Origin of the sequence: Desulfosediminicola flagellatus (genome assembly GCF_005116655.2) — a bacterium.
GTDB lineage: Bacteria > Desulfobacterota > Desulfobulbia > Desulfobulbales > Desulfocapsaceae > Desulfopila > Desulfopila flagellata.
Genome location: NZ_CP050698.1, coordinates 5,135,487 through 5,149,333 on the forward strand (window position 1 = coordinate 5,135,487; position 13,847 = coordinate 5,149,333).

At 43.9% G+C, this 13,847-nt stretch carries 9 protein-coding genes; 8 read left to right on the plus strand and 1 reads right to left on the minus strand.

Annotated elements, in window-relative coordinates; genetic code table 11:
* Positions 1-366 precede the first annotated feature (366 nt).
* The 8 genes from FCL46_RS21280 (at position 367) to FCL46_RS21315 (ending at position 10,567) form a co-directional block, all read left to right on the plus strand.
* Positions 367-2,727, plus strand: a complete 2,361-nt coding sequence (locus FCL46_RS21280; RefSeq protein ID WP_136809010.1) for a fatty acid cis/trans isomerase — start codon at positions 367-369, stop codon at positions 2,725-2,727.
* A gap of 360 nt (positions 2,728-3,087) precedes the next feature.
* Positions 3,088-4,185, plus strand: coding sequence for an AI-2E family transporter (locus tag FCL46_RS21285; RefSeq protein WP_136809009.1), 1,098 nt, complete (start codon positions 3,088-3,090; stop codon positions 4,183-4,185).
* The gene (locus FCL46_RS21290; protein WP_217909485.1) at positions 4,182-5,726 is read left to right on the plus strand and encodes an efflux transporter outer membrane subunit; all 1,545 of its coding nucleotides are present in this window, start codon (positions 4,182-4,184) and stop codon (positions 5,724-5,726) included. The genes FCL46_RS21285 and FCL46_RS21290 overlap by 4 nt, the downstream gene beginning before the upstream one ends.
* A 3-nt stretch (positions 5,727-5,729) precedes the next feature.
* The gene (locus tag FCL46_RS21295) at positions 5,730-6,413 is read left to right on the plus strand and encodes a potassium channel family protein (protein ID WP_136809008.1); all 684 of its coding nucleotides are present in this window, start codon (positions 5,730-5,732) and stop codon (positions 6,411-6,413) included.
* A gap of 36 nt (positions 6,414-6,449) precedes the next feature.
* Positions 6,450-7,583: an HlyD family secretion protein gene (locus tag FCL46_RS21300; protein ID WP_136809007.1), complete on the plus strand. Its 1,134-nt coding sequence runs from the start codon at positions 6,450-6,452 to the stop codon at positions 7,581-7,583.
* A 14-nt stretch (positions 7,584-7,597) separates the two neighbouring features.
* Positions 7,598-8,659, plus strand: a complete 1,062-nt coding sequence (locus FCL46_RS21305) for a DUF2955 domain-containing protein (protein WP_167505971.1) — start codon at positions 7,598-7,600, stop codon at positions 8,657-8,659.
* A gap of 432 nt (positions 8,660-9,091) precedes the next feature.
* Positions 9,092-9,877, plus strand: a complete 786-nt coding sequence (locus FCL46_RS21310; RefSeq protein ID WP_136809005.1) for a transglutaminase-like cysteine peptidase — start codon at positions 9,092-9,094, stop codon at positions 9,875-9,877.
* Positions 9,878-9,922: 45 nt separating this feature from the next.
* The gene (locus FCL46_RS21315) at positions 9,923-10,567 is read left to right on the plus strand and encodes a hypothetical protein (RefSeq protein ID WP_136809004.1); all 645 of its coding nucleotides are present in this window, start codon (positions 9,923-9,925) and stop codon (positions 10,565-10,567) included.
* 124 nt (positions 10,568-10,691) lie between these two features.
* Here the strand turns inward: FCL46_RS21315 and FCL46_RS21320 are convergent, their stop codons facing one another.
* Positions 10,692-13,664 carry a PAS domain S-box protein gene (locus FCL46_RS21320; protein ID WP_136809003.1) on the minus strand — a complete coding sequence of 991 codons (2,973 nt, stop codon included), beginning with the start codon at positions 13,662-13,664 and terminating at the stop codon, positions 10,692-10,694.
* Between the last annotated feature and the right edge of the window lie 183 nt (positions 13,665-13,847).

The window sequence follows — 13,847 nt, forward strand, 5'->3', positions numbered from 1 at the left end:
TTGAATACCTTAAAACGACAAAATATGCCTAACTGGTTCAAAGACTATTACAAAAAACGTAATACCTCATATTAAAATTTTACAAAAAAAATGCCTACTTCCTTGTAAATCATCTCTACAATATAGCAGAATAGAAATAACACCAGCCCGATCAAAGCCCCAACAACTACCTAAGCCTTAACATTCCAGTATATCACTGTAATGGGATAGAGATTTTTCTATTTTTTGTGCTTTGAACGAAGCAGGGAACTTTCTAGCACAATTTCGAGGTTATGCGTGGGAGATAACCTCGTTCCACTTTCAATGTAATCTTAGTATACAAGACCGTTTAACGAATCTGACTAACTCAATAAACAGGAAGAACCCATGAGATATCCATCGCTTTTGTGTGTGCTTATCCTATCCGTCCTTGTTGGTTGCGCAAAAAAAGCGCCTGATCCCATAGCTGTTCTGATTCCGTCTCATCCAGTCAATTACCTGCAGGAGATAAAACCTCTGCTCGATAAACGATGTGCAGTGTGCCACTCCTGTTACAATTCTCCCTGCCAGTTGAAACTCAACTCATATGAAGGCGTAGATCGTGGTGGCAGCAAGGATAAGGTCTATAACGCGACTCGCCTGACAACCATGGACCCGACGAGGCTATTCACCGATGCGATGACCACTGAGGAGTGGCGACAGAAAAACTTTCATTCTGTTACGGATAACAGTGCTCCAGCAGGGTTGAATAACTCACTCATGCTGCAGATTCTTTCCCACAAGATGGAAAAGCCTGAAGTCAAAGGAGAGTACAACTCAGAGGCGGAAAATCTGACCTGCTCTGCAACCTCAATTGAGCTGGATAAATACCTCTCCAAACATCCCAATAATGGAATGCCATTCGGTTTCCCGCCACTTCAGCAGAAAGAATTTGAACTCATCGCCGGCTGGCTTGCTCAGGGTGCCAAAGGGCCCTCACCGGCAGAGCAGGATGAATTAACGAGCCCCAAAGATCCTGATGTCGCTGAAATTAAAAAATGGGAAATGTTTTTCAATAATCCCGATCCGAAATACGTAATGACCGCCCGTTATCTCTATGAGCATCTCTTTCTGGCGCATATAAAATTTGGAACCGATACAAACGAATATTATGAACTCCTTCGCTCAAAAACAGCTCCCGGAACCCCGGTAGATATTATTGATACTGTCCGGCCTTACGATGATCCGGAAGTAGAAGTCTTCTACTATCGGTTTCGAAAAATTCATTCGACCATTGTCCATAAAACCCATATGGTCTTCAATTTTGACGATGCAAAAATGGTGCGCTTCAAAGAGCTCTTCATTGAACCTGAATGGTTGGAACAGCCACACATTGTCGGATATGAACCGGTTTTTGCAGCCAACCCCTTTGCCTCTTTTGCGCAGATTCCACCACGCTCCCGCTATCAATTTCTTCTTGATAATGCCCATTACATTATCATGACCTTTATCAGAGGCCCTGTATGCCGGGGGCAGGTAGCACTCAATGTCATAAACGACCATTTCTGGATCATGTTTAAGGATCCTGACCATGATTTGAGCATCAAATATCCAGCCTTTCTTAAGCTTCAAAAAGACAATTTGATGATGCCAATCGAGAAAGGCAGCAAATTTCCCGTGGTCGATCTCATCGGCAATAAATATGACCAGGCTCTCGACAAATATTATCGTGCCCGGCAGGAATATTACATGACCCATAATTACAGTGGGATGAACTATGAGTCCCTCTGGAAGGGTAACTCCCCTGCAGATGCACCAATTCTTACTGTTTACAGACATTTTAACAGTGCCTCGGTACATAAAGGTGTTCTCGGCTCATTACCGCGCACCATGTGGGTTATAGATTATCCGTTATTTGAACGAATCTACTATGCTCTTGTTGCCGGGTTTGATGTGTACGGCACACTCGGTCATCAACTTGCAATTCGGCTCTATATGGATGGGTTGCGGGAAGAAGGAGAAAGCTACTTCCTCAATTATATGCCTGCTGAAAAAAGACGGGAGATGATGGAGTCCTGGTACATTGGAGTAAAACCGGAAAAAGTTCCGTACTACGATGCGGGTATGCCTTCCGGAATAGCATTTTCAACAGATACTCCACGACAGGAATTTATTGAATATGTCGTAAAAGAGCATATCAAACCGGAAACACACATCACTTTTGATCCGGTCAATTATCTCCCTGCGGGAGTTGAATATCCCCCTTTGCCTGATCAATACGTCACACTTGCTGATTACCTCCAGGCGTTCCGCTCAGTTTCCCAGCCCGGTACTAAATTTGTCTCACTGGTTAACGATTATAACGCTAATGTTGTCTATATCAGGGTAAGGAAAAACGATGGAAACGATGTAGTTATCTCTATGATTATGAACAGGTGGCATGACAATGTCGCCTATCTCTTTAAAGAAGCTGACACCTTAAAGCCTGAAAAAGATCGGGCTGACTTCATCCAAGGTTTTCATGGCTCATACCCCAACTACTTCATTGATATCACACAGGACAAACTTGAAGACTTCTTTGATCTCATGACTAATCTTGACACAATTGAAGAGGATGAAGCCAGAAGAAGGTTCAACAGTTACGGTGTAAATCGGGCCAACCCGAATTTCTGGGAGGTATATGATTGGTTCCAGAGCCGCTTTGACGATGACCAACCTGTTCAGTCAGGTCTTTTTGACCTTAATCGGTATTTTTATAAGGCTCTGTAGATCGGTTTAGCCAAATAAATACACTAGGAGTGTGTCCGACAATGGCCTTTCGCTCAAACTCTTCGGAATTTTCAAAAAATAATGCTCGCAATATCATGTACATGGCTGTGCTTATTTTTTGAAAATGTCTCGATTTTGACCAAAACCCCTATTCTCGGACAGCCTCCTAGTGTCATGTCATGTGTCAGATGTCGTAATACTGTGAAGCTTTTTCTCTTCCTGCAAGGCATGACTGATGGAGCATAGCAGCGCTATGTAACTGAAGGAGTAACGAAGTCAGGAAGTGAAAAGGGCAAGCAGAATTAGACATCTGAGGCATGACAGGACACTAGAATATGTATCTCTAAAAAAGGGACAGCTATGAACACCTCTGCACAAGATCAATTTTCGGGGCAAAATATTGTTGATGCGGCTATACGCATTGCGTTACTGGGGATTATGGCTGTCGCTTCACTCCGCATTATTCAACCTTTTATCATGCCAGCAGTCTGGGGGATCATCATTGCGGTTGCTGTGCATCCGTTTGTTGAGATGCTTGCAAAGCGTTTAGGCGGCAGAAAAAAAATTTCAGCCATCATTTTTGCTCTTGTGGCTATAGCTGCTCTGGTCGTTCCTACTTTCATGTTACTCTCCTCCTCTGTAAATGCGGTTCAGGAGTTGTCTGAGCAATTAGAAAATGATGTTTTGCGGGTCCCGCCTCCACCACCTGGTGTTGCCGATTGGCCGGTCATCGGCACTCCTGTAAATGCGACATGGAATCTTGCTTCTACCAATCTGGATGCCGTAATCACCAAATACTCCCCCCAACTGAGAGAAGCCAGTACAACGCTGTTGGCTAAGGCCGGCGGAAGTGCCAAAGGTCTTTTTATGTTCATAATATCCATCATGATAGCCACCGCCCTGCTTATTACAGGTGAAGGCGGGGTACGCGCTATAAACAAAATAATTACACGATTTGCAGGGGAAAAAGGCCCTGAACTGGTAACACTGGCAACAGCAACAATCAGAGGTGTAATGCAGGGTGTTATCGGAGTTGCGGTAATTCAGTCTGTTCTCTCTGTTATCGGGATGTTGCTTGTGGGTGTTCCTGCTGCCGGGTTATGGGCAGTGCTTGTGCTTATTCTGGCGATAATCCAATTACCGCCAATTCTTATACTCGGGCCTGTTGCTGCCTGGGTATTCACTTTTGCTGACCAGGTCCCTGCAATATTATTTCTAATCTGGGCGCTGGTTGTAAGCGGCTGTGATGGTTTTTTAAAGCCTGTACTCATGGGGCGCGGCGTCGATGCTCCGATGCTGGTAATTCTTTTGGGTGCGCTTGGCGGAATGATGCTATCAGGCATTATCGGCCTCTTTGTCGGAGCTGTAATACTGGCCATCAGTTTTACACTCTTCATGGCCTGGGTAGATGAGAGTGAAACGGAAAAAACAGATGCTGGTTCTTCGGAGACGGCATGACACAGCACTGTAATTCAACAACGTTCAGTCAATTCATGTTCCGCATTTTTATCGTATTGATAATTATCTGGCAGAGTGGGTGCACAAAGGTCGGACCGGATTTTCAACTGCCAGTCCAATCCCCCCCGACAACATGGAGCCAAGAGGAAAATGATCTCTTTAAGAGTCCTTCACAGCCCGACTCTGTTGCATGGTGGGAGCATTTTAATGACCCTCTTCTCAACACCCTGATACGAACAGCGTACGAGCAAAACCTCACTTTGCGTACAGCTGCTATACGAATTCTCGAATCGCGGGCCCAGCTTGCCAGGGTCAGGGGAAACATCTACCCGCAATCCCAGAATATTAACGGAAATATTTTCACCACAGGAACACCAGAGACAGGTGCCGACAGATATTTCAATTCAATCTCCACAGGGTTTGATGTTGCCTGGGAGATGGACTTCTGGGGCAAATTCCGCCGTTCGATAGAGTCCGCCGATGCTAACCTTATGGTTTCTATGGCGGATTATGAAGATCTTCTTGTCAGTCTCACAGCAGAAGTAGCAAGAACATACGTGGATATCCGTACGGTGCAGGAGCGAATTAAGCTAGCACAAACAAACGCAGAACTTCAGGAAAAATCTCTGCGGCTTGTAACTCTGCAATTCGAGGCCGGAGTAGTAACGGAACTCGATATCCTCCAGGCCAAGACTTTGCTCTACAGCACACTGACAACAATTCCTTCATTTGAGGCCACACTCGCAACCTATATAAACAGCTTAGGGGTGCTTCTGGGTATGATGCCGGAAGAGGTTAGTCTACTCATCCAGCCCGAAGGAAATGTACCCGATTTCACCTCTCAGGTAGCACTGACTATTCCTGCCCAACTGCTGCGTCGCAGGCCTGATATTCGTCGATCTGAAATGGCGGCCGCCGCCCAAAGCGAGCAGATAGGTATCGCCCGCACAGAACTGCTGCCGAGCTTTACCCTCTTTGGTTCCATCGGCTGGAGTGCTGATGATGCAGGCAGTAACAGCCTTGATGATCTTTTTGACTCAAACAGTTTTTCATATAATTTTGGGCCGGGATTTACCTGGAGCGTCTTCAATTATGGACGATTAAAGAACGAGGTCCGCATTCAGGATGCCCGCTTTCAGCAAGCGGTTATCAGGTATCAGGAAACCGTACTTAATGCCGCAAGAGAGGTGGAAGATGCAATGCAGAGTCTTGTTCATTCTCGCAAAGAAGCTGAACTTCTGAAAAAAAGTGTCGAAACATCGAGACGATCTGCCGAGCTATCGATGTTGCAGTATACAGAAGGCCTCGCAGACTATCAGCGGGTACTGGATTCGATTCGCGCCGTCACCCAGAAAGAAGATCAATATGCCCAGACAACAGGCAAAATAGCCAATTTTACAATAGCCCTCTACAAGGCATTTGGTGGTGGCTGGAATATTTCAGAGAAAGAACCGTATCTACCGGATGAAGTAAGAGATGAGATGGAGAGCAGAACCGATTGGGGTACACTGCTCTCACCCGTACCCACTGCCACCGAGTAAAATATGTTTAAATTTTTAGATAAATTCAATTCCAGAGAATACGGCTTTAGAAATCTATTATGCTTCCTACTGATCTATATTTTCGGAAGTCCGTTTATCAGCTCGTATCCCTCGCTCTCGTTTGTTGCCCATACGTTACTTTCACTCACATTATGCTTTAGCGTCCTGGCGGTTCAAAAACAACAAAACTACCGATCTTTTGCAATGGCAGCGTTGCTCCCTGTCCTGATTTTATACTGGCTCGATATTTATAACCTGATTCCGTTCAGCCGGCTGGGTTCATATAGTCTGATAGCCCTCTATTATTGCTTGTTAGTCATATCATTTGCCATTCAGATAAGCCGTTCCAAACACATTACCTTTAATCTTCTTTGTGCAACTCTCTGCCTCTACCTGATAATCGGTCTTTTCTGGGGAACTTTATACGCTCTGCTTTATGAGATAAATCCCGAAGCCTATTCCGGAGCAATGCTTGAAAATACAAAGGGAAGACAACTTATTGTTTTTAATTATTTCAGCATGGTAACACTTACCACTCTCGGCTACGGAGATATAACCCCGCAGACACCGGGTGCAGCAGCCCTGTGTCAGTTTGAAGCAATAATTGGACAATTTTTTACCGCTGTAATTGTGGCCTGGTACGTCGGTAACTTCGTCGCCCGGCAGGATCGACCAAAAAAAGACTGAAGCACCCACTCATTTTCTATTACAGGTTTTCACATTATGTCTGACGATAAAAAGAATCCCGATTCAGCTGTTGAAAATAGCGCATCAACAGCTCCGGAAAAAGGTAGCGGAAGTAGTGCTGTCACATCATGGACGACTGCAATTATTATTGCCTGTATCGCTATATTCACCGGCCATATTATGGCTGACAAATACACGCCCTACACCAGTAACGCAAGGATAGAAGCATTTGTTGTGCCTATTGTTCCGGAAGTATCCGGAACGTTAAACCGTGTAAATGTTACCAACAACCAGCTGGTTACCAACGACGAGGTACTGGCAGTAATAGATTCAACAAAATATGAATTGGCAGTTCGTAGGGCAGAAGCTGATTTGCAACTCGCGACCCAATCATCTGAGGCGGATATTTCTTCTGTTACAACCGCTCAGGCAAAGGTCGCAGAGGCAGAAGCCAACCTAAGAAATGCAGAGGTGAAGGGTAAACGTATAATTAAACTCTCCACACAGGGCGCGGCATCTGTCTCAAGAGCAGATGATGCCCGCTCGCGGATTGAAGCGAACAAAGCCAAGTTGGCGAGTGCACGTTCCGAGCTTGAAAAGGCAAAGAGTAATCTTGGCAATACCGGCAAAGATAACGCTCGTGTACGATCGGCACTGGTAGCTCTGGAGACAGCCCAGCTTGATCTTGCCCGCAGCTCAATTCAGGCACCTTCTAATGGAATCATTACCAATCTGACTATTGATGTCGGCCATTATGCCAGTATTGGTTCTCCGCTAATGACTTTTATATCTACCCGATTTGTCTGGATTCAGGCAGATATGAGAGAAAACTGTTTAATGAACATGAAAGCCGGAAACCCTGTAGAACTGGTACTTGATGCAGCCCCCGGCAGAGTGTTTAACGGTGAGGTAATGAGTGTAGGGTATGGTGTTTCCGATAATGTGAATAACACCCTCGGAGGACTGACAACTGTTCAACCTACACAAGGATGGCTCAGACAGGCCCAACATATGCCAGTATTGATACAATTTTCTGATGATGCATCTAAAAATTTCAAACGGGTCGGCGGTCAGGTTAATGTAATTATTTATACTGGGGATAATTCAATTTTAAACTTTCTCGGAAAATTCTGGATCAGGATGATCAGTATTGTCTCCCATGTCTATTAGATTGGTGGCTAGACTTGACTCTGCAAAATCTTTCAATATTTCGGCTTTCCACCGGCGTTACCGCTGCTGTCGCTGTGAGTTACGGCGGTAGTTGGTTCCTTTCATTTCTTACGCCCATTTTCACCTTTATGTTTCTGGCCATGCCTGTCTGGATTGGAGCAAGAATGGCACGACAGCTTGTGTTTCGTCTTGGCTATTCGCTCCTGTTGGGTATTGCTATAAGTGAATTTCTGCTCAATTATCCGTTGCTCTGTGTTCCTGTATATGGATTGCTTCTCTTTTTTATCTATTATAACGATACACCAACTGCCCCTCCTATGGCTGCCATGTTCATGACAATGGGAATCACCATGATTCCGATCATAAGTTTTTCAGGTCAGGGAGTAGCACATGTTATCGCCTCCTATCTTCTGCTCAACATGGTTGGGGGGCTGATCTTTGCATGGATATTCCATAGCCTTTGTCCAAATAGTCTGGCTGAACAGGGACCACAGCAAAAAAAAGCAGCCCAGCCTCCACCACAACCCGATAATGCAGAAAGAGCACGCCTGGCAGTGGTCAGTACTCTTGTTGCACTTACTGCAGTCATCATCTTTTTTGCCCTGAACTTATCCCAACATGCTCTTGCAATGATCTATATCTGTTTCATGGCAGGCACGCCCAACACCAATGCATCTGTTGTCGTCATGAAAGCAAACGCCACCGCGACGTGTATTGGTGGCTTTGCCATAATAATAGCTTTCAATCTGCTTGTGGCAGTACCTGTCTACCTGTTTCTTATCATGCTAACCCTTGTGTTTTCGCTCTTTTTCTGCAAGCAAATCTATGGCGGCGGAACGCATGCTGCAGCATTCACATCAGGATATACAACCTTTCTGATTTTACTGGGAAGTTCAACAGGCGTTGATAAAACTGCTGCAGCAAATTTCTACCTGCGTATTGCCCAGGTTCTCTTCGCCGGGTTATTTACTCTCATGGGCCTGATGTTGGTTGAGCACTTTCTGCGTCCCAAAAAGTGGGGATTACGAAAACTGATTCACGGAGTTGCAAATCGAAGGAAAAACATTACTTCCTGACAACAATGAGCATTTTATTGGTAGGCGCTCTATGAACACCTACAGTTATGATGTTTTCCAGGCTTTGGTGTGATTAATTGATCGTTTACCTTGATCGTATTGACTGACGTGTTTCAGGATGAGAACTCACTCGAGGATTTTAGACCTGCTCCTGCCCCTTGATGCCGTCTTTCAGACCGCATCAAACGACCGTCTATCTATTCAGCTTCTGAACGAGTCAAGAAAGCGGTAGACAACTGGAGAAATCTCTCACAGATCACCTCATTTTGACTCTGGTGCAGCACTTGTGCATAATTAAAAACACAATGTTTGTGAAGTTAGCCCGAAGATTTCACAATTCTCAGAAATATTACGACATCTTAAGGTTTACAACACACTGGGCATAACGAGATCATCTGCAATATTAGGCAGAATCATCAGGTGGATACAACAATGAAACAACACAACACATATCAGCATTATTGTCTGATATTCTCATTTTTCATCTCTATCAACCTATTCATAATAGCTATTTGCACTTCTCTATCTTTTGCTGAAAAACGCTTTCCTGTATGGGATGAGCAGGTTTTTGCTGAAGTTGAAAAACGTCATGGACTAAAAGCTTCTGAAAGGATCAGAGATCTATACGACCTTATCCGGAATAATCTCAATAAAAATGAAATGGAACAGCTGGAGATTGTAAATGATTATATGAATGGTCTTCAGTGGATCGCGGATTCAAATCTCTGGAAGCAGGAAGACTACTGGGCCACACCGTTTGAGACCATGACCACCTTCGGCGGTGATTGTGAGGATATAGCCATTGCCAAATATACAGCACTCCGCCTCATGGGATTTAATGATGACAGCATGGGCTTTGCCTATGTGATTACAGCAAAGAAAGAACGACATATCGTTATGGTGTATAAATCGGCCCCAGACAAAGAATCTCTTATTTTGGACAACCTTCATCCCGATGTGGTTACAGCAAAAGAACGAAAAGATTTGATGGCCGTTTACGCATTTAAAAACAACGGTGATCTCTTTGTTATAAAAGATGAAGGCAATGGTAATCGCTCAGTGCTGGCAAAAAAGGAAAACAGCACACTTCAAAAATGGCTCACTGTAAAAAAACGCGCACGGGAAAACACAGCCAGCTATCTCCCTTTTAATGGAGGAAAACCGTTGATACCTGAGTGGGCGGAGCCCCCTGACTTGAAGGCTGTCCGAGACGAATAATTTTCATCTAAATCGAGACACTCGATAAACTTCATGGAGGATAGAATGTACAAAATTATACTCGTTGCTTTTGTTCTGATGTTGAGTGTTCTACCTGCTTATGGCACAGACGAATTCGATACTGAAAAAATGATCACTGATCTTGAGCAAAAAATTAAACTGTCACAAGAAAAACTGGAAAAACTCAAGCCTGCACTTGATGAGAAAAGTACTGAATTGAAAAAATCCATTCATGAATCTATAGACAAGGGTTTTGCAGAGCTTGAGAAGCTCTCAAAAAATTTTGAAACCTTGTCAAAAGATGCTGAGAAAAAAGTACAGGATGTGCTGACCAGCGAGGAAATGCAACAGCTCCAAGATTATTTGAAAAACATCGATAAGGAGGCGATTCAGCGGGTAAACGAAACCATCATTGACGAAGTATCAGCACTTCTTGAACTGACAGAAGAACAGGTCGTAAAGCTTAAACCGATGCTTGACGATAGCTTTAACCAGCTTGCTGATCTCCTAAATGATGTTTCCAGAAAAGGCACAGAAAGCCTTGGCGAATTTAAGACTCGATACGATGAATGGGCTAAAGATTTACAGAAAAAACTTAAAGGTGCGCTAAATAACAAACAACTCGATACCCTGGAAAAACATAACGAAGAGCTGAAAGTCAAAATTGAGGAAAATGTGTATGCAATATAATCTTTCCCTCAACCGTATTATTCAAAAACGAAACCGATCATAACTACGAATCAGCTCAAGGATGTGAGGTCTAAGGGATTAAGGTGAGAAGCAGGGCAACAACTTGCTCTGCTTGCCTTTCCTTTTACGTAGAATATTTCTTACTACTTACCTGCCTTTGAATAACCGAAGTCAATAACCCAACCTCGATAGGCTTTGAAATGTAGTCGTTCATACCGGCATCAATGCACTTCTCTTTGTCTCCGGCCATTGCGTTAGCGGTCATTGCAACTACCGGAATGTCAGCTCTATGAGAATATTTTTTGTTATGGCGTAAAATCCTTGTCACTTCAAGACCATCGATTCCGGGAAGCTGTACATCGGTAAATATGATATCATAATCGTTTATTACCAACATCTCTAAGCCTTCTTCGCCGGAGACTGCCAGGTCAACCTGTCCCCCTATTGCCTTCAACATACGAGAGATAACTATCCGGCTGATTTTATCATCCTCAATAACAAGAGCATTAAACGAAGTAATTGGTATTACCTGATGCAACGTATGAGTCGAAATACCATTTTGTGCAGGCCTATCCTGAATATGAAACGGCAAATGAAGATAAAATGTAGATCCCACACCTTGCTGACTCTCAAAGCAGAGTCCGCCACCCATCAAGAGAACAAGCTGTCTGACAATAGCCAGACCAAGGCCTGCCCCCTGCCTTTCAGAATTGTTTGCCACTTGAGTAAAGCTCTCAAAAAGGGCAACCTGATCCTCATCAGCAATCCCTATCCCGGTATCTGCAATAGTGATTAAAAGAACAGCATGAGTCCCATTGCGGTGTAAGACATCTGTTTCAATTTTTATCCCACCTTCGCGGCTGAATTTTATTGCATTACTTACGAGATTCATCAGAATCTGGGATAATCTGTTTTCATCTCCAATCAATAGCTCAGGAATGTCCGTATTATACTGAATTGAAAGGTAGAGTTTCTTGCTTTCAGCAACAAGAGAAAACATGTCATCCACACTGCTTAGGACCTCACTGAAATTAAACGGTTCCTGATGAAGGTCCAACTTCCCGGCCTCGATTTTGGTAATATCGAGGATATCTGCAATTATACCGGATAATCGTTTACATGAAGTAATCCCCATATCCACATAATGCTGCTGATTTTCTTCTAAACTTTCCGACCTAAGTAATTGAAGCGTACCCATAATTCCATTTATGGGTGTTCGCAAATCATGACTCATATTTGCCAGGAAAATAGATTTTGCATGATTGGCAAGCTCGGCCTGTTGTTGAGCATCCAGCAATTCAGTAACATCAACCTGAGAGATTAAGACTCTTGACCAGTCAGATTCACACCCTGGATCAACAGCACTACTGACTCGGATAACCCTCCTGTTTCCTTTCAAAGTATTGATTGTATATAGTTGCGATTTAGATTTACCGGTACTGGCCAAATCCACCAATCCCTCAATGAAAAGAGGTAATGCCCTATCTTCATTAAGCACACGATCCAGCCTGTTCATCAGCTGATCACGATCGTCTGCCTCAAACAAGGCCTGGCATGCGGAATTGACATCTATAATGTTTGCTTTGCAGGCTATTTTTCGGGTAAAACCAATGTCAGTCTCTAAGTAGGCTTTAAGGTCAGTAACTCCTGTCGCCAGCAAGACATCAATACTTTTTTTGATCTCAGAAAAGTCCTCTAACCAAATGGAAGCCGGAGTAAAATCAAATATGCTTCTGTATCTTTTTTCGCTCTCAACCAGTGCCTGATCAGCTCGCTGGCGCTCAGTGATATCACGGGCAACACCCAGTATATAGGTTTGTTCTCTGGTGGTGTAGCTGCATATTGCTACCTCCACAGGAAAGGTTGTTCCATCTTTCTTTCTGTGAAGCCCTTGACTTCTATGCGGTAATCCCTGGTTGAGGTCATTGAAAATTGCCAATATCTCATCATCAGTATGTCCAACTTCAATTTCATTAGTAAACATAGTGAGCAGTTCCTGCTCGCTGTATCCGGTGGAGATACACGCCTGCTCATTGACCATGACAAATCGACCAGTAGAATCCGCAAGAAAGATTGCATCCCGTGCATTTTCCACAAGTAGTCGAAACCGCTCTTCATTATCTTTAAGAGATGTAATATCAACAAGGTATCCCTGAAAGTGGGTTACCTTCTGATATGTATCTCGAATGACTGTTGTGAAATTTTCTACCCAGATAAGCTGTCCGTTTTTACCTACCAGGCAGTAAGGAGTCTGCGAAAATCGACTGGCTCCCTCGTGTTCATGACCACGAACTTCCTCTATTACACGATCAAGATGAGGCGGATAAATCAGATCTATATACGAAACTTTGCCGGAGAGAAAATCTTCAACTTCATAACCGAGCAGCTCATGCACATTTTGTGAAACATACTCAACCGGCCAACCATCTGTATTCCTATATTTAAATACAACAACATTACCAGTGACAAAGAGATTACGCTCCTGCTGCAGTTCCTCATTTGCTTTGACCAACTCACTATTGAGGCGAAGAAGTTGCTGCTCAGTCTTCTTCCTGGAATCCACCTCTTTTTGCAGCTGTATATTTGCGGAAGCCATTGTAGCGATTTCGCGCCCCATAAACTCGAGCAACATGGCCGCTGATTCTACTTTATCTCTGGATACAATCCTGACCTTCTTCAGGGCATTCCAATACACTTCAGGGTCGAGCCCCAGTTCATTGGCATAACTCATGGCCTCTTCTTTGTCAGGAGGACTGTCAAAAACCTGCCCCATGACCAGAAAACCCATTGTTTTCTGCCCAACAACAATAGGGATTCTGCCATCCAGCATACCTGCATGACAACGAAGGACTTTTGATTTCCTACCACCCACAAAGGACGGCTTCTCATTTGCTATTGCCTGACATCGTTGCAATCCCAGAGAACTTGCACGGATAATGTCCATACAGGCAGGTTCAGTTTCACCGGCAAAACAGAGGAGGCGCCCCTCAGAATCAAGACATGCATTAGCAAAACCTGTCGCATCGTAAAAGCGTTGCTGAAGCTGATTGAGCTTTTCACTTCCAATCAGGTCAAGCAGATTTCCATTCATTTCCATCAAAATCAACTGCCTTTATCGTTGGTGTTGATTGTGCATCCCTCATCGTCCAGCACGATAGGGATGTCTTTAAAATCTCATTACGAAGGTGTTCATCCTCTTTTCAATCCAATACTGTGATCCATTATGACATTTTTCAATAATGCTGAGGCAATCTCAATAGACTCTCATAGAATATCACAG

What these genes read in the sequence shown, in the direction of transcription:
- FCL46_RS21285 (WP_136809009.1), top strand. Translation starts at nt 3,088, where the DNA reads ATGAACACCTCTGCACAAGATCAATTTTCGGGGCAAAATATTGTTGAT.
- FCL46_RS21295 (WP_136809008.1), top strand. Translation starts at nt 5,730, where the DNA reads ATGTTTAAATTTTTAGATAAATTCAATTCCAGAGAATACGGCTTTAGA.
- FCL46_RS21310 (WP_136809005.1), top strand. Translation starts at nt 9,092, where the DNA reads ATGAAACAACACAACACATATCAGCATTATTGTCTGATATTCTCATTT.
- FCL46_RS21315 (WP_136809004.1), top strand. Translation starts at nt 9,923, where the DNA reads ATGTACAAAATTATACTCGTTGCTTTTGTTCTGATGTTGAGTGTTCTA.
- FCL46_RS21320 (WP_136809003.1), bottom strand. Translation starts at nt 13,664, where the DNA reads ATGGAAATGAATGGAAATCTGCTTGACCTGATTGGAAGTGAAAAGCTC.
- FCL46_RS21300 (WP_136809007.1), top strand. Translation starts at nt 6,450, where the DNA reads ATGTCTGACGATAAAAAGAATCCCGATTCAGCTGTTGAAAATAGCGCA.
- FCL46_RS21280 (WP_136809010.1), top strand. Translation starts at nt 367, where the DNA reads ATGAGATATCCATCGCTTTTGTGTGTGCTTATCCTATCCGTCCTTGTT.
- FCL46_RS21290 (WP_217909485.1), top strand. Translation starts at nt 4,182, where the DNA reads ATGACACAGCACTGTAATTCAACAACGTTCAGTCAATTCATGTTCCGC.